Here is a 17,844-nt window from a genome sequence, read left to right as displayed (position 1 = left end):
GCGATCAGTCTCCCAGTTCGCCGCCAAGAAGAGCGACCTCGCCAGCGTAGATGGCACGCACCGTTCCGTCTTCCAAGCGGATCCGCAAGGCGCCATCGGGATTAAGCCCGGCATGGTAGCCATGCAGAGTTTCGGCATCGGAAAGCGCAACGCGTACGGGGATGCCGATCGCGGGTCCCCGTGCAGTCCATGCCGCGATGATGTGGTTGAGACCAAGGTTGCGCCATGCGGCAAGATTTTTCGCAAAAGTCGCGGCAAGGTTTTCGGCGAACCTGTCACGCAAAACTGTCACGCCGTGATCTGCCAGCGCCACTGTCGCTCGATCAGGAAGGTCGGGAGCCTGCGCAAGATTGACGCCAATGCCGACGATTACCGTGTCGTCGAATTTTTCGAGCAGGATGCCCGCCAGCTTTGCCCCGCCGAGCAAGACATCGTTCGGCCATTTGAGAAAAAGGCCAAGGCGATCGTGCCCTTCCGATCCGGCCAGCGATGCAGAAACCGCTTCATGCACGGCAATGCCCGCAACCAGCGCCAGAGTCTGGGGCATCGGATCGTCGGGACGGATCACGACGACGGTGGATCCCATGAAGTTTCCCGCACCATCGTGCCATTCGCGGCCAAGCCTGCCTCGACCCGCGTCCTGGCGATTGGCGACAAGCCAGGCACGCTCGTGCGGAGGGCGGGCGGAGCGGAGCCGAGCCGACAGTTCCGCGTTCGTGGAACCCACGGAATCGACATATTCGATGGAAGTTTCGCCGGTCATGCGGCGGTGCCGATCAACCTGCGAAGAACAGCGCTGCCGCCGCCTTGTCCGCCAGATCGCCAAGCCACGGGGTCAGCAGGTAGCCAAGCGGCGAGATGAAAATGCACGACAGCAACAGCAGCACTTTGTGCCCGATCGCGTCGGCGCCCGTTTCGCCGTTCGCACTCACCACGTTGGCAGGCTCATCGAAAAACGCGATCTTCACGACCTTCAGGTAGTAGAACGCACCGATCACACTGGCCGCAATGCCGATCGCCGCAAGCGCGAGCAGATCGGCGTTCACCGCCGCCTGAAACACCACGAACTTGCCCCAGAAGCCGAACAGCGGCGGGATGCCAGCAAGGCTGAACATGACCGCCGCCAGCGCCCATGCCAACGCCGGACGCGTGCGTGACAGGCCCGCGATGTCGGCGATCGCCTCCACCGGGTTATCATCCGCGTCCCGCAGCATCAGTACAACGACGAAGCCGGCGACGCTCATCGCAACATAGATCGCCAGATAAACGAGCATGGCCGACGCGCCTTCCTGCGTTACGGCGGCAAGACCGATCAGCAGAAAGCCGACATTGTTGATCGACGAATAGGCAAGAAGACGCTTGATATTGGATTGCCCGATGGCTCCCAATGCGCCGACGATAATCGAAGCGAGCGAGACGAAGATCACGATCTGCTGCCATGCCGCTGCCTGCGATCCGTAAGCGTCGAGCGCCACCCTCATCGTCAGCGCCAGCGCCGCAACCTTTGGCGCGGTGGCAAAGAACATCGTAACCGGTGTCGGCGCGCCTTCGTATACGTCGGGCGTCCACATGTGAAACGGCACCGCGCTGATCTTGAAGGCCAGGCCCGCAAGCACGAAGATCAACCCGAACAGCGCGCCAGTCGACATCGCGCCATCGAGTGCGAGCGCGACGGCCGTGAAATTCGTCGAACCGGTAAAGCCATAAGTCAGGCTCATCCCGAACAGGATGATGCCCGACGCCAGCGCGCCCAGCACGAAGTATTTCAGGCCCGCCTCGGCCGAACGCTCATCGCTACGCAAAAAAGCGGCAAGGACGTATGCTGCAAGGCTGTTCAGCTCGAGACCAATATACAGCGTCAGGAAGTCGGTGGCCGAAACCATCATGTTCATCCCGAGCACGGCGAACAGGACCAGAACCGGGTACTCCGCGCGCATCGCGGACTGACCGTTCGAACCGGCCCGCCCGAAGAACGCGGGAGCCACGATCAACGCAGCGCCACCGGCGGCATAGATCAAGATCTTGGCAAAGGCGGAAAACGCATCGGCGGTGTACTGTCCCGAAAACGCAACGCGATCAGGCCCCATCGCGCCCTGACAAAGCGTGGGCGCGGCGATGAAAGCACAGGCCGTCAACGCCGCCACGGCGACGATCGAGATGACGCGCGAACCCTTGTCGCCCATCCATGCGGCGGCGAGCAACAAGATCAGGCCCACAACGGTCAGCAATTCCTCGGCAGCGATGAGCTGCAGCGATTGGGAGAAGTCGTTCATCAGTGCGTCCCCCCTTCTTTTGCCGCGGCCGCGCCGTGTTCAGCGCTCGCTGCCTCCGGCTTCGGTTCGCTGAGGCGCGCATCCCCGGCAGGTGCGGCGGAAGCGAGCCGCTGGTCCAGCCACTCGATGTCGCTGCGCATCGGCGCCAGGAAGCTTTCGGGATAAACGCCCATCCACAGCACTGCGGCGGCGAGCGGGAGCATCATTGCCCATTCCCGTTTGTCGATGTCGGGCATGGCGGCGGCATCGGCGTTGGTCTGGTCGCCGAAAGCGACGCGGCGGTAGAGGTAAAGCATGTAGGCAGCGCCAAGGATGATGCCGGTCGTGCAGATCAACGCGACCCAGCTGGAAATCTGGTAAACGCCCGCAAGCGCCAGGAATTCGCCGACGAAACCGCTGGTGCCCGGGAGGCCTATCGAGGCCATTGTGAACAGCAGTAAGAACAGCGCGTACTTCGGCATGTTGATCGCAAGCCCGCCGTAACGGCTGATCTCTCGCGTGTGCAGCCGATCATAGATCACGCCGACGGCAAGGAACAGCGCACCCGACACGAGCCCGTGGCTGAGCATCACAATCATCGAGCCTTCGAGACCCTGCACGTTGAAGCTGAAGAGCGCGATGCACACGATCGCCATGTGCGCGACCGAGGAATAGGCGATCAGCTTCTTCATGTCGTGTTGAACCAGCGCGACAAGCGACGTGTACACGACCGCGATCATCGACAGGCCGAAGATCAGCCAGGCAAAATACGCTGACGCATCGGGGAACATCGGCAACGAGAACCGGATAAAGCCGTAGCCGCCCATCTTCAGCAGCACGCCTGCCAGGATGACCGAACCGGCCGTCGGCGCCTGAACGTGCGCATCGGGAAGCCAGGTATGAACCGGCCACATTGGCATCTTTACCGCAAAGCTGGCGAAAAAGGCCAGCCACAGCCAGTTCTGTGCCCCCGCCGGGAAGTCGGTCGCCATCAGAGTCGGAATGTCGGTCGTGCCAGCTTCGCGCACCATCCAGAACATCGCGATCAGCATCAGCACCGAGCCGATGAGCGTGTAGAGGAAGAACTTGTACGAAGCGTAGATGCGGTTGTCGCCGCCCCAGATGCCGATGATAAGATACATCGGTATAAGGCCTGCTTCGAAGAAAATATAGAACAGGAACAGGTCCTGCGCCGCGAAAACGCCGATCATCAGCGTTTCCATCATCAGGAAAGCGGCCATGTATTCGCCGACACGCTTCGTCACCGAAAGCCAGCTGGCCCCGATGCAAATCGGCATCAGGAACACCGAAAGCATAATCAGCATCAGCGCGATGCCGTCGATGCCCAGCGCATAGGAAAAGCCCGCGAACAGCTCCGCCTTTTCGACGAATTGCCATTGCGCGCCGCCGATATCGAAGCTCGCCCAAAGTACGACGCCCAGTGCGAAATCGATCAACGTGGCGACAAGCGCGACCATGCAAGCGGTCTTCGCCGGCACGAACATGCAGATGGCGGCGCCGATCAACGGCACCAGCAGCATCAGTGAAAGGATCGGAAAGCCGTCCATTATCTAAATCCTGCCCCGTCCCTTATCGTACCAAGACCCAGCTGATCGCGGCGACCAGCCCGAGCAGCATGACCAGCGCATAGCTGTAGAGGTATCCGGTCTGCACTTTCTGAGCATAACGCGAACCTTGCGCCACGACCCAAGCGGCACCGTCCGGACCGAACCGGTCGATTGTTCCTTCGTCGCCCCACTTCCAGAACTTGCGGCCCAGCCAGAAAGCCGGCTTCACGAAGATCACGTCGTAGAGCTCGTCGAAGTACCACTTGTTCTTGAGGAACGTGTAGACCCCGCCGAACATGCCCACGAAACGCGCAGGCGCGCCCGGATCGCGGATGTAGTTGTTCCACGCGATGAGCAGCCCGATCAGCATGACCGCACCCGGCGCAATCTTCACCCATGTCGGCACGGCATGCATCGCGTGCATCAGGTCCTCGTTGTAGAAGATCGAACCGTTCCAGAAACCAGCACTTTCGAGGAACGAGTGGCTCCAGATCGCGCCCGCAAGGATCGCGCCCGCCGAAAGCACGACCAGCGGGATCAGCATGGCCCACGGGCTTTCGTGCGGATGATAGCCCGCGGTTCCATCGGAATGCCCATCGCCATGCGCGGTGTGCACCGGCGCGTGAGGATCGTGGCCCGCGTCTTCCTCGCTCGGAAGGTCGTGATGGCCGTGCGCGTCATGGACTGCGTGCTGGATATGCTCCGACTGTTCCCAGCGCGGCTTGCCCCAGAAGGTCAGGAACATCAGGCGCCACGAATAGAAGCTGGTCAGCAGCGCCGCGACGATGCCCATGAGGAAGGCGAACTGCCCCATCTCGGTCCCGCTGGCGAAAGCGCTCTCCAGAATGGCGTCCTTCGAATAGAAGCCGGCGAACCCGATGTGCAGGAACCAGATCCCGACGCCGGTTATTGCCAGCGTACCCGCCAGCATCGCCCAGAACGTGATCGGGATATGCTTACGTAGGCCGCCGTAATAACGCATGTCCTGTTCGTGGTGCATCGCATGGATGACCGAGCCTGCGCCAAGGAACAGCAGCGCCTTGAAAAATGCGTGGGTGAACAAGTGGAACATCGCCGCGCCATAGGCGCCGACGCCCGCGGCAAAGAACATGTAGCCCAGCTGCGAACAGGTCGAATAGGCGATCACGCGCTTGATGTCGGTCTGCGTCGTGCCGATCGTGGCGGCGAAGAAACAGGTCGCGGCACCGATGAAGGTCACGAATGTCAACGCCATCTGGCTGGTTTCGAACAGCGGCGACAGGCGACAAACCATGAACACGCCCGCGGTCACCATCGTCGCGGCATGGATCAGCGCCGACACCGGCGTCGGGCCTTCCATCGCGTCGGGGAGCCAAGTGTGCAAACCAAGCTGCGCGGACTTGCCCATCGCGCCGATGAACAAGAGAATGCAAAGCACCGTCATCGTGTCGAGACGCATGCCCAGGAAGCCGATGCTCGATCCCGCCATGTCCGGGGCGCGGTCTAGGATTTCGGGGATCGATGTCGTGCCAAACACGAGGAACACGCCAAAGATGCCCATCATGAAGCCAAGATCGCCGACGCGATTGACGACGAACGCTTTGATCGCAGCGGCATTGGCGCTGGGTTTGCGGAACCAGAACCCGATCAGGAGATACGACGCAAGGCCAACCCCTTCCCAACCGAAGAACATCTGCACGAGGTTGTCGGCCGTCACCAGCATCAGCATGGCGAACGTAAACAGGGACAGATAGGCGAAGAAGCGCGGCTGATCCGGATCTTCGTCCATGTAGCCCCATGAATAGAGGTGGACGAGCGCGGACACACTGGTGATCACGACCAGCATGACCGCCGTCAGCGTGTCGACCCGCAGGGCCCAGTCGAAGGTCATGTCACCCGACTGCACCCATTGCAGCACCGGGGTCACGCCCGCTTCGGCATTGCCCGTCATGAAGCTGAGGAAGATCGGCCACGACAGGGCGCACGACAGGAACAGCGCGCCCGTCGTCACCGCCTTGGGAAAGACGGCGCCGAAGCTCTTGTTCGCGAACCCTGCGAGGATGGCCGCCAGCAGCGGACCAAAGACGATAAGCTGGATCACGCGATTATCCCCGCATCCGATGGATGTCGTCGACCGCGATGGTGCCGCGGCCACGGAAGTAAATGACGAGGATAGCAAGTCCGATCGCCGCTTCGCCCGCCGCAACGGTCAACACGAACATCGCGAAGATCTGGCCCGTCAGGTCACCGAGGAACGAGCTGAACGCGACGAAATTGATATTCACCGCCAGCAGAATGAGTTCGATCGCCATCAGGATCACGATGACGTTCTTGCGATTGAGGAATATGCCGAGCACGCCGAGCACGAACAGGATCGAGCTGACGACGACGTAGTGTTCGATCCCGATCACAGCTGAACCCCCTTCCCGATTTCAGGCTTCACGTTGATCGTCGCCTCTTCGGGACGACGCGCGATCTGCTTCGAAATGTTCTGTCCGCGCGTGTCGGTACGCTGACGGTGAGTCAGCACGATGGCGCCGATCATCGCGACCAGCAGGACGAGTCCCGCCGCTTCGAACAGGAACAGGTATTCGCCGTAAAGCAGCCCGCCGATGCTTTCGATGTTGGACCGGCCGGCCAGTGTTGCGGCCGTGCCGTCAGCCTGACCCAGTTCCAACTTCCCTGCGCGATATGCGCCAAGACCGAGGACCAGTTCGGCCAGCAATGCGACGGCAAGCGCGATGCCAAGCGGGAAGTTCTTCATGAACCCGCCGCGCAATTCGGCAAAATCGATGTCGAGCATCATGACAACGAACAGGAACAGAACCGCGACCGCGCCGACATAGACGATGACCAGCAGCATCGCGATGAATTCCGCACCGACGAGCACCATTAGCCCCGCGGCGTTGAAAAACGCGAGAATCAGCCACAAAACCGAGTGGACCGGGTTGCGGCTCATGATGACCAGCACGGCGCTGGCGATCAGGATGGCCGCGAAAAGGTAAAAGGCTATCGTGTGGATCATGTGATTGTTCCCGCGCGGCCCCTAGCGATAGGGCGCATCGGCTTCAAGGTTTGCGGCAATCGCCCGCTCCCACTTGTCCCCGTTCGCCAGCAGTTTCGCCTTGTCGTAAAGCAGTTCTTCGCGCGTTTCGGTCGCGTATTCGAAATTCGGGCCCTCGACGATGGCGTCGACCGGGCACGCTTCCTGACAGAAGCCGCAGAAGATGCACTTGGTCATATCGATGTCGTAGCGCGTCGTGCGGCGGCTGCCATCGTCGCGCGGTTCGGCCTCGATCGTGATGGCCTGGGCCGGGCACACCGCTTCGCACAGCTTGCACGCGATGCAGCGTTCTTCGCCATTGGGATAGCGACGCAGCGCGTGTTCCCCGCGGAAACGCGGGCTCAGGGGGTTCTTTTCGTACGGATAGTTGATCGTCGCCTTGGGCTTGAAGAAATACTTCAGCGTGAGGGCGTGCGCCTTCAGGAATTCCCAGAGGGTGAACGCTTTTATGAACTGTGCGACGGTCATGCGAAATGTCCGGTGGCCATGAGGTAGCCGCTGACAAGGAATACCCAGAGCAGCGAGAACGGCAGGAAGACCTTCCAGCCAAGGCGCATCAGCTGATCATAGCGATAGCGCGGCACGGTGGCCTTTACCCAGCTGAAGATAAAAAAGAAAAACAGGATCTTGAGCAACAGCCACACGAAACCGTTCACCCAATAGAGCGGTGCCCAATCGACCGGCGGTAGCCATCCGCCAAAGAAAAGCACCGCGTTGAGCGTGCACATCAGCAGCACGTTGGCATATTCGCCGAGCCAGTAGAGCGCGAAGCTCATGGAAGAATATTCGGTCTGGTATCCGGCGACGAGCTCGCTTTCCGCCTCGGTAAGGTCGAACGGCGCACGCGCGGTTTCGGCCATGCCCGAAATCAGGAACAGCACCCACATCGGGAACAGCAGCGGATTGAAGCCGAAGCCATTCAGGAAGCCGAACACGTGGCCCTTCTGCGCAATCACGATGCCGTTCATGTTGAACGTGCCCGCCCAAAGCACGACGCAGATGATGATGAAGCCGATGGAGACTTCGTAGGAGATCATCTGCGCGGCGGCGCGCATGGCTGAAAAGAAAGGATATTTCGAGTTCGACGCCCACCCCGCGATGACAACGCCATAGACGCCCAGCGAACTGATCGCGAGAATGTAGAGCAGCCCGACGTTAATGTCGGCCAAAACCGCGCCCGAATTGAACGGGATCACCGCCCAGGCCATCAGCGCGACGGTAAAGGTGATGATCGGCGCGATCAGGAACAGGCCCTTGTTCGCCGCCGACGGAATGATCGTTTCCTGCAGGAATACCTTGAGCCCGTCAGCAAAGGATTGAAGCAGGCCGAACGGCCCGACTACGTTGGGACCACGGCGCAGCGCCATCGCCGCCCAGATCTTGCGATCGGCATAGATGATCATCGCCACGCCGAGCATCAGCGGCAGCGCGATCAGCAGAATTCCGCAGATGGTGGCGACAAACCAGGCCCAGTCCGCGGTCATGCCCCAGTTGATGAAAGTCTCGGTCATTCCGCGGCCTCCGCGAAGTCCTGCCCGTGGAGCAGTTCTGCCGAACAACGCTGCATCGTCGGGCTGGCCCGGCAGATGGCGTTGGTCAGGTAGTAATCGGCAACCGGATAGGCTGCGATTTCACCCGATGCGTCACCGCCGCCTGCGGGAAGCGCCATGCCGAAATCGGCAAGACCTTCGTTGGCCAAAGCCGGGGTATCGGCGAACATGGCGGCGCGAAGCTGTTCGAACGTGTCGAAACCGACCGTCACGCCCAACGCATCGGCCAGTGCGCGCAGGATCGTCCAATCCTCACGCGCATCGCCCGGCGCGAACACGGCCTTTTCGGACCGCTGCACGCGCCCTTCGATATTGACGTATGTGCCGGACTTTTCGGTATAGGCGGCGGCGGGCAGGATCACGTCCGCCGCATGCGCGCCCTTGTCGCCGTGGTGGCCGATGAAGACCTTGAGCGTGTCTGGGAACTTGGTGAAGTCGACCTCGTCCGAGCCCAGCGCCAGCAGCACCTTGGGCTTGGCCGCAATCAGGTCCGCCATGCCACCGGCCTGCGCAAGACCGAGCATCAACCCGCCCATGCGAGAGGCCGAGAAGTGGAGCGAGTTGAACCCGTTCCACCCTTCACGCACGACATTCCATTCGCCCGCCAGCGCCAGCGCCTTGCCCAGCGCGCCGCGACCAAGTGCCGCTCCGCCAAGGATGATCGCCGGCCGCTCGGCTTTGCTCATCGCGTCGGTCACATCGGACGAAAGCGAATTCAATACGCCAAGGTCGTTGCCGAGGAACGTCGCGGGATATGTCGTCTCCCATTCGGGACCGACCACGAAGACCTTCGCCCCGCGCTTCACCGCCTTGCGCAGGCGAACATTGAGGAGCGGCGCTTCATGCCGGATCTGGCTGCCAACGATCAGCACCGCGTCGGCGTTCTCGATCCCGGCCAGAGTGGTGTTGAAGTTAACCGCAGCAAGGTTCGACGTGTCGTAGGTCATGCCCGACTGGCGGCCTTCGATCAGGGTCGAGCCCATCGCGCCGAGCAGCGCCTTCGCCGCGAACATCGTTTCGCAGTCGAGCAGGTCGCCATAGACCGCGGCGATATCCTTGCCCGGTTTCGCCGCCTTGATCTTCTTGAACGCATCGTCCCACGTGGCCGCTTCGAGCTTGCCGCGGTTTTCGCCGGACGTTTGGCGGATCCACACCTTGTCGAGACGGCGGCGGGTCAGCCCGTCGACGGCATAGCGCGACTTGTCGGCCAGCCACTCCTCGTTAACGTCGTCGTTCAGACGCGGCAGCGCGCGCATCACTTCGCGACCGCGGCTGTCGATGCGGATGTTCGCGCCCAGCGCGTCCATGACGTCGATGCCGAGCGTCTTTTTCAGCTCCCACGGCCGCGCCTCGAAAGCATAGGGGCGCGAGGTCAGCGCGCCGACCGGGCACAGATCGATCACGTTGGCCGAAAGCTCGTGCTTAACCGCATGCTCGAGATAAGTCGTGATCTGCATGTTCTCGCCGCGATAAAGCGCGCCGATCTCGTCCACGCCAGCGATCTCTTCGGAGAATCGCACGCAGCGGGTGCAGTGGATGCAGCGCGTCATCGTCGTCTTGATGAGCGGACCCATGTATTTTTCGGTAACCGCGCGCTTGTTCTCGTCATAACGCGAGCCGCCACGGCCGTAGGCGACCGACTGGTCCTGCAGGTCGCATTCGCCGCCCTGATCGCAGATCGGGCAGTCGAGCGGATGGTTGATGAGGAGGAATTCCATCACGCCCTCGCGGGCCTTCTTCACCATCTCGCTATCGGTGCGGATTTCCTGACCGTCGGTCGCGGGCAGCGCGCACGATGCTTGCGGCTTGGGCGGTCCGGGCTTTACCTCGACCAGGCACATGCGGCAGTTGCCGGCGATCGACAGCCGCTCGTGATAACAGAAACGCGGGATTTCCTTACCCGCAAGTTCGCAGGCCTGCAGAACGGTGGCGCCTGCGGGGACTTCGATTTCCTGTCCGTCTACCTTGACTGTGGGCATTACTCAGCTGCCTCTGCCATATTGCCTGCTTCTGCGATGCGGCGCTCAAGTTCGGGGCGGAAGTGCTTGATCAGGCCCTGGATCGGCCAAGCCGCCGCGTCGCCCAGCGCGCAGATCGTGTGGCCTTCGACCTGCTTGGTCACTTGTTGCAGCATGTCGATCTCGTCGACCGCGGCGTCACCGGTGCGCAGGCGTTCCATCATGCGCCACATCCAGCCGGTGCCTTCGCGGCAGGGCGTGCACTGACCGCACGATTCGTGCTTATAGAAATACGAAAGCCGCGAAATCGCGCGAACGATGTCGGTCGACTTGTCCATGATGATGACCGCCGCGGTGCCAAGACCCGATCCAACTTCCTTCAACCCGTCGAAGTCCATCGGCGCGTCCCAAATCTGTTCCGCCGGGACGAGCGGCACTGATGAACCGCCGGGGATGACCGCCAGCAGGTTGTCCTTGCCGCCGCGAATTCCGCCGCAATGCTTTTCGATCAGCTCGCTGAACGGAATGCTCATCGCTTCCTCGACCACGCAGGGCTTATCGACGTGCCCGCTGATCTGAAACAGCTTGGTGCCCTTGTTGTTCTCCCGCCCGAAGGAGGAGAACCACGTCGCGCCGCGCCGGATGATTGTGGGGGCAACCGCGATGGATTCCACGTTGTTCACCGTCGTCGGGCAGCCATAAAGGCCCGCACCCGCCGGGAACGGAGGCTTCAGGCGGGGCTGGCCCTTCTTGCCTTCAAGGCTTTCGATCATCGCCGTCTCTTCGCCGCAGATGTATGCGCCCGCGCCGCGATGGACGAAGACGTCGAAGTCATACCCCGAACCACAGGCGTTCTTGCCGATGAGGCCGGCGTCATAAGCCTGCTTCACTGCGTCTTCGAGGCGCCATGCCTCGCGTATGTATTCCCCGCGGATGTAGATGTAGGCCGCCCGCGCGCGCATCGCATATCCGGCAACCAGCGCGCCTTCGATCAGCTTGTGCGGATCGTGGCGGATGATCTCGCGGTCCTTGCACGAACCCGGTTCGGATTCGTCGGCGTTGATGACGAGGAAGCTGGGACGACCGTCCTTCGATTCCTTGGGCATGAAGGACCACTTCATGCCGGTCGGAAAACCAGCGCCACCGCGACCGCGCAGGCCCGATGCCTTGATCTCGTCGATGATGGCATCCTGCCCACGGGCCAGAATGTCCTTGGTATTGTCCCAGTCTCCGCGCGCCTGCGCCGCTTTCAGGCCCCAGTCCTGATAGCCATAGAGATTGGTGAAGATGCGGTCCTTGTCAGCGAGCATTTGCGAGCGCTCCACAAGTTGGATCGGCGAGCATCACAGAACTCCGAACACGAAAACGGCGGCGGCGATGAGTATGCCGACCAGCACGATTGTCTTGACGATGCCTTTCAGCACTTTCCAGGCGACGAAGACCGCGACGAGCGCGAGGATGACGACGACGATATTGTCCATCTTACCACTCGTCCCGATAATCGTGGTTGGCATCGACCATCTGCTTCAACGATGTCGGCCCGCCCGACGGCTCAACCGTGTGACGGCCCGGTTCCTGCGTCCCCGCCTTGGGCGAACCGCCGGCGGCCAGCGAGTCGAGCACGGCATCGAGCCGTTCGCTCGTCAGGTCTTCGAAATTGTCGTCGTTGATCTGAACCATCGGGGCCGACGAGCAGTTGCCCATGCATTCGACCTCGGTCAGCGTCCACATGCCGTCGGCAGTGGTGTGGCCCTTGGCCATGCCGCGCTTCTTGCACGTTTCCATGATGTCGTCGGACCCGCGCAGCATGCACGGCGTGGTGCCACAGACCTGGACGTGGAATTTGCCGACGGGCACGAGATTGTACATCGTGTAGAACGTCGCGACCTCGACCACACGGATGATCGGCATGTCGAGATAGCTCGCGACATATTCCATCACCGGTATCGGCAGCCAGCCCTGCGTGGCCGTTTCCTCACCCACCTGCCGCTGCGCGATGTCGAGCAGCGCCATTACGGCGGATTTCTGGCGACCCTCGGGATAGTGCGAGATGGCGTCTCTCGCCTTCGCGTCCGATGCGGGCGTAAAGGCAAATCCACCCCACCGCGCGCGCAGTTCCGGGGTTTCGGGTTCGATATAGCGGTCGGCCATTAGCGGACGAACTCCACGCGGGCGCACTTGTCGCCATCGAAAGTGTAGATCGCGATCACGTCGAACGGATCGGCATCGGCAGAGCGCCAGACGCGCTCGTGGAACATGACGTAATCGCCCAGCGCCTTGGCATCGAGCACTTCGGCGCGATTTTCGGGAAACTGCGCGAACATCGCCTTCAGTCCCTCACGCGTACCTTCGCGTCCTTCGCGAACGACGTCGCCGCGATAGGCCGCCTCGCACGCATTCTCGGTCATCAGCGCGACATAGGCGTCGGCGTCCTGCGCGTTGTAGTGCGCGATCATGGCCTGCGCGATGGCGGTGCGGTCGGTCGTCGCACTCACCGGTCGCACTCCCCGAAAACAACGTCGATCGCGCCGAGGATGGCGGTCGCGTCAGGCAGCATGTGGCCCTTGCACATCATGTCCATCGCCTGAAGGTGGCTGAACGCCGTCGGCCTTATCTTGCATCGGTACGGCTTGTTCGACCCGTCAGACACGAGATAGACGCCGAATTCCCCCTTGGGGCTTTCGGTCGCGACATAGACTTCGCCGGCGGGCACGTGAAAGCCCTCGGTATAAAGCTTGAAGTGATGGATCAGCGCTTCCATCGAGCTTTTCATCTCGCCGCGCTTGGGCGGTACGACCTTGCGATCCGAACTTGCGATCGGACCCTCGGGCATTTCGGCGAGGCACTGCTTCATGATCTTGGCCGACTGGCGCACTTCTTCGACGCGGACCATGAAACGGTCATAGCAGTCCGAATTTGTGCCGACCGGGATTTCGAAATCCATGCGGTCGTAAACGTCGTAGGGCTGGCTCTTGCGCAGATCCCACGCAATGCCCGCAGCGCGGATCATCGGTCCGGAAAAGCCCCATGCCAGCGCGTCTTCCTTGCTCACCAGCGCGATGTCGACGTTGCGCTGCTTGAAGATGCGGTTGTCCACGACAAGGCTCATCGCGTCTTCGAACAGTTCGGGCAGCCGCGTGTCGAGCCAGTCGCCGATATCGGTCAACAGCTTGAGCGGAACGTCTTGATGGACGCCGCCGGGGCGGAACCATGCGCTGTGCATGCGTGCGCCCGACGCGCGCTCGAAGAAGTTCAGGCAATCCTCACGGATTTCGAACATCCACAAGTTCGGCGTCATCGCGCCGACATCCATCACGTGGCTGCCGAGATTGAGCATGTGATTGCAGATGCGCGTCAGTTCCGCGAACAGCACGCGCAGATATTGCGCGCGGATCGGCACTTCGACATTCAGCAGCTTTTCGATCGCGAGGATGTAGCTGTATTCCTGCGCCAGCGGCGAGCAGTAATCGAGCCGGTCGAAATATGGCAGCGCCTGCAGATATGTCTTGTACTCGATCAGCTTTTCGGTGCCCCGGTGAAGCAAGCCGACGTGCGGATCGACGCGTTCGATGATCTCGCCGTCAAGCTCCATGACCATGCGCAACACGCCGTGGGCCGCCGGGTGCTGCGGGCCGAAGTTGATCGTGTAGTTGGTGATGACCTCATCGCCGGTCGTCGGCGACTGTTCAAGCTGCATCGTCATGCCGGACAGCTCCACGTTCCCTGATAGGAATCGCGCTCGCTACCTGGCGTTTTCAGCGTCAGTGTCGCGCTCGACTTGTCGTCGGCCAGCACGATCGCGACCGACATCGCAATCGCACCGTCGACGGGCTTGCGCTCAAGCGTCGGGCCATTGACGAGGTAATCGGTCCCGGCGCTCTGCGCAAAAAGCGCGGTTGCGGGCTGACCGTTGGGCCGTACGACGCCGGCGCCGGGCTTGTCTTCGATCTTCGGCGCACCGACCGTCAGCAGAGCGCGCCCGCCTTCGTCAGTAAAGAAGCACAGGCCTGCACCCTTCGTGCTGTCGGCGATGATCGTGCCGTCGTTCGCTTCCAATGCAAGCAATTCGGCATAAGCTTGTTCGCCATCGGCACCGGGCAGCGTTGTGTCCAGCTTCGCCTCGGTCGGCGCGACGATGACGTTCTCTGCTTCCGTCGTTTCGGCGGCGACGGGGGCTTCGTCGGGCTTGTCGCAACCGGCCAGCGCCAACGAGGCGAGAAGTGCGATACGCAGTTTCATATCCCGTTGTCCTTCTTCGGCTCGGTCGCCTGCGCGGTGTCCTTGGTCTTGCCCTTGCGCGACTTGCGCGCGGGGCGATCCTCGGTCGGCGTGGGCGCGTCGGCAGCCTTGCCGCCATCGGTTTGAGCAGGCGCCGCCGCGACTTTGTCGTCAGCCTTGGCATCGGTCTTCGCCCCGGCGCCCGTATCGGACGGCTTTTCGGTCGTCTTGGGGATATCGACCGTCGGCGGCGCGGGGCTTTCAGCCGCCTTTTCGTCACCGGGCAGCACGTAGTCCGCACCCTCCCACGGGCTCATGAAGTCGAAGCTGCGGAAATCCTGCGCCAGCGTGACCGGCTGATAGACGACGCGCTTGTCCTCTTCGGAGTAGCGCAGTTCGACATAACCGCTCAGCGGGAAATCCTTGCGGAAGGGATGCCCTTCGAAGCCGTAATCCGTCAGGATGCGGCGCAAGTCTTCGTTACCCGCGAACAACACGCCGTACATGTCGAACACTTCCCGTTCCAGCCAGCCCGCGTTCGGCCAGATGCCAGTGATACTGGGAACTGGCTTCGCCTCGTCGGTGCAGACCTTCACGATGACGCGATGGTTCTTCGTGACCGAAAGCAGGCAGTAGCAAACCTCGAACCGTTCGGCCCGACTGGGATAATCGACGCCCGCGATTTCCATCAACTGCTGATAGGCGTGGTCGTCACGCAGGCTGCGCATCACGTCGGCCAGCTTTTCTCGCGAGATCGAAATCAGGATCTCGCCATGTTCTTCGTGCACGCCGGTGACCGCATCGCCCAGCGCGCCTTTCAGCGCGTCGGCGACACCCTCGTTCGAAGCGCACTTCGGAGCGGAATGAATGACTGCCATCGTCCCTGCCCTTACCGTGCGACCGTGCCGACGCGGCGGATCTTACGCTGCAACTGCATCACGCCGTAAAGCAGCGCTTCGGCGGTCGGGGGACAGCCCGGCACGTAGATGTCGACCGGCACGATGCGATCGCAGCCGCGCACGACCGAATAGGAATAGTGATAATAACCGCCGCCATTGGCGCACGAACCCATCGAGATCACGTATTTCGGATCCGACATCTGGTCGTAAACCTTGCGCAGCGCCGGTGCCATCTTGTTGCACAGCGTGCCCGCGACGATCATCACATCTGACTGGCGCGGCGATGCGCGCGGTGCGGCGCCGAAACGTTCCATGTCGTAACGCGGCATGTTCACGTGGATCATCTCGACAGCGCAGCACGCAAGGCCGAACGTCATCCACCACAGCGAGCCGGTGCGCGCCCACTGGAACAGATCCTCTGTGCTGGTGACGAGGAAGCCCTTGTCGTTCACTTCGGTCTGGACAGCCTGAAAATAGTCATGGTCCGGCATCCGGACCTCGCCGCCCTGTGCCGTCGGCATATTGGGCGCGGTGGTCATCCCGGTCAGCGGAAGAGTCTCGTTCACTCCCATTCCAGGGCTCCCTTCTTCCACGCATAGGCAAAGCCGATGACCAGTTCGGCCAGGAACACCATCATCGTAATCCAGCCCGGCCATCCGGTGACGTCGAGGCTGACGGCCCATGGAAACAGGAACGCGGCTTCGAGATCGAAGATGATGAACAGGATTGCCACCAGATAGAACCGCACGTCGAACTGACTGCGCGGATCCTCGAACGCGGGAAAGCCGCATTCGTATTCCGAGTTCTTTTCCGCATCAGGGTTATGCGTGCCCGTCAGACGCGCGACCCCCATGGGCAAAAAGACGAAAAGGGCCGAAAGCCCGAGCGCGATCCCGAGGAAAATCAGGATCGGGAGATATTCCGAAAGGTCGACCAAGACAGACTCGCTTTGCTTGACGCACGTTGCGGTTGCGAAATGCGCCCTAGGCATCTGTCGCCAAAGGCGCAAGAGGGGCTTTCGAAGAACTCCCCTAGAGAACCCGCCCTACGACCATCAGCACATAGGCCGAAAGTGTCATCAAAGTGCCCAGCGGCAGCGCGCTCTGCCCGTCGATAGCCCGTCCCGAAAGGCGCAAGGTGCCGGCAACGGCAAGTCCCGCCGCGGCGGCGAGCAGCAGCGTCATGACCACGCCCATCGTGCCGACCCACAAGCCGATGGCGCCGAGCAGCCACGGATCGGCGGCGCCCATCCCTTCGCGGTTCAGCACCGCGCGATAGAACAGCGCCGGCGCTGCAAGCAGTGCGAAACCCAGCGCTCCTCCCGAAACCTGCACCAGTGCGGTGTGCGACAGATCGCTGCCGTCCAGAAATGCAAGAACCGGCAAAATTAGCGCCGAGAGGCCGAGCGATGCGACAAGCGGATAAGGCAACCAGTAATGGCGCGCATCGAGCAGCGCGAGCAAAAGCGCCTGCCACCCGAACAGTGCGATCGCGAAACCTTCGGGCGTCGCGCCCCCTGCCCAAACCGCCGTCACCCCGACAAACGCGCCGCCCAGTTCGGCAAGGACATGCTGGTGATCGATCGGCGCCTTGCACGTTCGGCATTTCCCGCCGCTCGCCAAACACGACAGCACCGGCACCATGTCACGCGCGCGAAGCGTGCGCCCGCACGAGTCGCAATGGGAGCGACCGAACACGATGCCCTCGTCGCGAGGGAGGCGCAGGGCAGCAGCACCGATGAAGCTGCCAATCAATAGCCCGACGCCCCCGCCGGCCAGCAGGATCAGCCAGCCCACGACCGGTCAGGGCTCGCCCGTGCCCCAGAGCGCTTTTTCAGCTACCCAGCCCGACTTGTCCTCGACCGAAAATCGGCAGAAACCCGCCTTGCAGTCGCCAAGGCTGCCGGTCACGCCCGGTTCGGCCCGCCACAGCAGCTTTGCCCCTGCGCCCGGCTCGGCCCGAATCGCGACGGGCTCGTCGCCCAGCACGATGGCGCTCCGTTCCAGCGTGAGGAACCGCGACACGATCCAGCCGCGCGTGCCGTCCGGATCCTCGACCAGTCGCCAACCGCTCAACTTGCGCACGACTTTCATCGGCAAGCCGACCCGCTGATAGACCCATTCGATCGGATAGGATTCGCTGGGCCCAACGCGCATGTTCGCCTCATCCGCGCGCAAGGACACCCAATAGGGCACATCCTCCTCTGCATGAGCTGGCACGGCGAACAGCGCGAGCGCGGCGAGGAGCAGGCAACTTATCGGGGCAGAACGGCTGGCGCGCGACATGGAATCTCCGGCAAAGAAATGGGGGCGCGATGGAATTTGCTGTGCGTCGCATAGCGGTGCGGACCCCTCCC

General features: G+C 61.9%; 20 protein-coding genes. All 20 read right to left on the bottom strand.

Going from position 1 to position 17,844, the window contains the following annotated elements; genetic code table 11:
- Window positions 1-4: 4 nt before the first annotated feature.
- The 20 genes from EKN06_RS02255 to EKN06_RS02165 all read right to left on the bottom strand — a co-directional run bounded on the left by EKN06_RS02255 (window position 5) and on the right by EKN06_RS02165 (window position 17,773).
- Window positions 5-763, bottom strand: a complete 759-nt coding sequence (locus EKN06_RS02255) for a biotin--[acetyl-CoA-carboxylase] ligase (protein ID WP_127611238.1) — start codon at window positions 761-763, stop codon at window positions 5-7.
- Window positions 764-776: 13 nt separating this feature from the next.
- Window positions 777-2,273 (bottom strand): NADH-quinone oxidoreductase subunit NuoN, encoded by a 1,497-nt coding sequence (nuoN, locus tag EKN06_RS02250; RefSeq protein ID WP_127611237.1) that lies wholly within the window; start codon window positions 2,271-2,273, stop codon window positions 777-779.
- Complete coding sequence (locus tag EKN06_RS02245; RefSeq protein WP_127611236.1) at window positions 2,273-3,820, bottom strand: NADH-quinone oxidoreductase subunit M; 1,548 nt, start codon at window positions 3,818-3,820, stop codon at window positions 2,273-2,275. The genes nuoN and EKN06_RS02245 overlap by 1 nt, the downstream gene beginning before the upstream one ends.
- A 22-nt stretch (window positions 3,821-3,842) precedes the next feature.
- A complete protein-coding gene (gene nuoL, locus EKN06_RS02240; RefSeq protein WP_127611235.1) occupies window positions 3,843-5,900 on the bottom strand; it encodes an NADH-quinone oxidoreductase subunit L in 2,058 nt (685 codons plus the stop codon).
- A gap of 4 nt (window positions 5,901-5,904) precedes the next feature.
- Entirely contained in the window at window positions 5,905-6,210 is a 306-nt protein-coding gene (gene nuoK / locus EKN06_RS02235; RefSeq protein WP_127611234.1) for an NADH-quinone oxidoreductase subunit NuoK, read from the bottom strand.
- Window positions 6,207-6,824 carry an NADH-quinone oxidoreductase subunit J gene (locus tag EKN06_RS02230; protein ID WP_127611233.1) on the bottom strand — a complete coding sequence of 206 codons (618 nt, stop codon included), beginning with the start codon at window positions 6,822-6,824 and terminating at the stop codon, window positions 6,207-6,209. Before EKN06_RS02230 ends, nuoK begins: the two co-directional genes overlap by 4 nt.
- A 21-nt stretch (window positions 6,825-6,845) precedes the next feature.
- Window positions 6,846-7,331 carry an NADH-quinone oxidoreductase subunit NuoI gene (gene nuoI / locus EKN06_RS02225; RefSeq protein ID WP_127611232.1) on the bottom strand — a complete coding sequence of 162 codons (486 nt, stop codon included), beginning with the start codon at window positions 7,329-7,331 and terminating at the stop codon, window positions 6,846-6,848.
- The gene (gene nuoH, locus EKN06_RS02220) at window positions 7,328-8,374 is read right to left on the bottom strand and encodes an NADH-quinone oxidoreductase subunit NuoH (protein ID WP_127611231.1); all 1,047 of its coding nucleotides are present in this window, start codon (window positions 8,372-8,374) and stop codon (window positions 7,328-7,330) included. Before nuoH ends, nuoI begins: the two co-directional genes overlap by 4 nt.
- Window positions 8,371-10,392, bottom strand: coding sequence for an NADH-quinone oxidoreductase subunit NuoG (gene nuoG / locus EKN06_RS02215; protein WP_127611230.1), 2,022 nt, complete (start codon window positions 10,390-10,392; stop codon window positions 8,371-8,373). Before nuoG ends, nuoH begins: the two co-directional genes overlap by 4 nt.
- Complete coding sequence (gene nuoF, locus EKN06_RS02210; RefSeq protein ID WP_127611229.1) at window positions 10,392-11,681, bottom strand: NADH-quinone oxidoreductase subunit NuoF; 1,290 nt, start codon at window positions 11,679-11,681, stop codon at window positions 10,392-10,394. The genes nuoG and nuoF overlap by 1 nt, the downstream gene beginning before the upstream one ends.
- A gap of 33 nt (window positions 11,682-11,714) precedes the next feature.
- Window positions 11,715-11,852, bottom strand: a complete 138-nt coding sequence (locus EKN06_RS15545; protein WP_164843900.1) for a hypothetical protein — start codon at window positions 11,850-11,852, stop codon at window positions 11,715-11,717.
- 1 nt (window position 11,853) lies between these two features.
- Complete coding sequence (locus EKN06_RS02205) at window positions 11,854-12,522, bottom strand: complex I 24 kDa subunit family protein (protein WP_127611228.1); 669 nt, start codon at window positions 12,520-12,522, stop codon at window positions 11,854-11,856.
- Window positions 12,522-12,827 carry a nuclear transport factor 2 family protein gene (locus EKN06_RS02200; RefSeq protein ID WP_127611946.1) on the bottom strand — a complete coding sequence of 102 codons (306 nt, stop codon included), beginning with the start codon at window positions 12,825-12,827 and terminating at the stop codon, window positions 12,522-12,524. The genes EKN06_RS02205 and EKN06_RS02200 overlap by 1 nt, the downstream gene beginning before the upstream one ends.
- Window positions 12,828-12,862: 35 nt before the next feature.
- Window positions 12,863-14,074, bottom strand: a complete 1,212-nt coding sequence (locus tag EKN06_RS02195) for an NADH-quinone oxidoreductase subunit D (protein WP_127611227.1) — start codon at window positions 14,072-14,074, stop codon at window positions 12,863-12,865.
- Window positions 14,071-14,610, bottom strand: coding sequence for a hypothetical protein (locus tag EKN06_RS02190; RefSeq protein ID WP_127611226.1), 540 nt, complete (start codon window positions 14,608-14,610; stop codon window positions 14,071-14,073). The genes EKN06_RS02195 and EKN06_RS02190 overlap by 4 nt, the downstream gene beginning before the upstream one ends.
- Entirely contained in the window at window positions 14,607-15,467 is an 861-nt protein-coding gene (locus EKN06_RS02185; RefSeq protein ID WP_127611225.1) for an NADH-quinone oxidoreductase subunit C, read from the bottom strand. Before EKN06_RS02185 ends, EKN06_RS02190 begins: the two co-directional genes overlap by 4 nt.
- Window positions 15,468-15,478: 11 nt before the next feature.
- Window positions 15,479-16,027: a NuoB/complex I 20 kDa subunit family protein gene (locus EKN06_RS02180; protein ID WP_205693823.1), complete on the bottom strand. Its 549-nt coding sequence runs from the start codon at window positions 16,025-16,027 to the stop codon at window positions 15,479-15,481.
- Window positions 16,028-16,050: 23 nt separating this feature from the next.
- Window positions 16,051-16,425, bottom strand: a complete 375-nt coding sequence (locus tag EKN06_RS02175; RefSeq protein ID WP_127611223.1) for an NADH-quinone oxidoreductase subunit A — start codon at window positions 16,423-16,425, stop codon at window positions 16,051-16,053.
- Between the two features lie 94 nt (window positions 16,426-16,519).
- The gene (locus EKN06_RS02170) at window positions 16,520-17,284 is read right to left on the bottom strand and encodes a prepilin peptidase (protein WP_127611222.1); all 765 of its coding nucleotides are present in this window, start codon (window positions 17,282-17,284) and stop codon (window positions 16,520-16,522) included.
- Between the two features lie 6 nt (window positions 17,285-17,290).
- Entirely contained in the window at window positions 17,291-17,773 is a 483-nt protein-coding gene (locus EKN06_RS02165) for an SH3 domain-containing protein (protein ID WP_127611221.1), read from the bottom strand.
- Window positions 17,774-17,844 lie beyond the last annotated feature (71 nt).

Origin of the sequence: Croceicoccus ponticola, assembly GCF_004004515.1 — a bacterium.
Taxonomy (GTDB): Bacteria; Pseudomonadota; Alphaproteobacteria; order Sphingomonadales; family Sphingomonadaceae; genus Croceicoccus; species Croceicoccus ponticola.
This window is presented reverse-complemented; position numbering and strand designations above follow the sequence as displayed.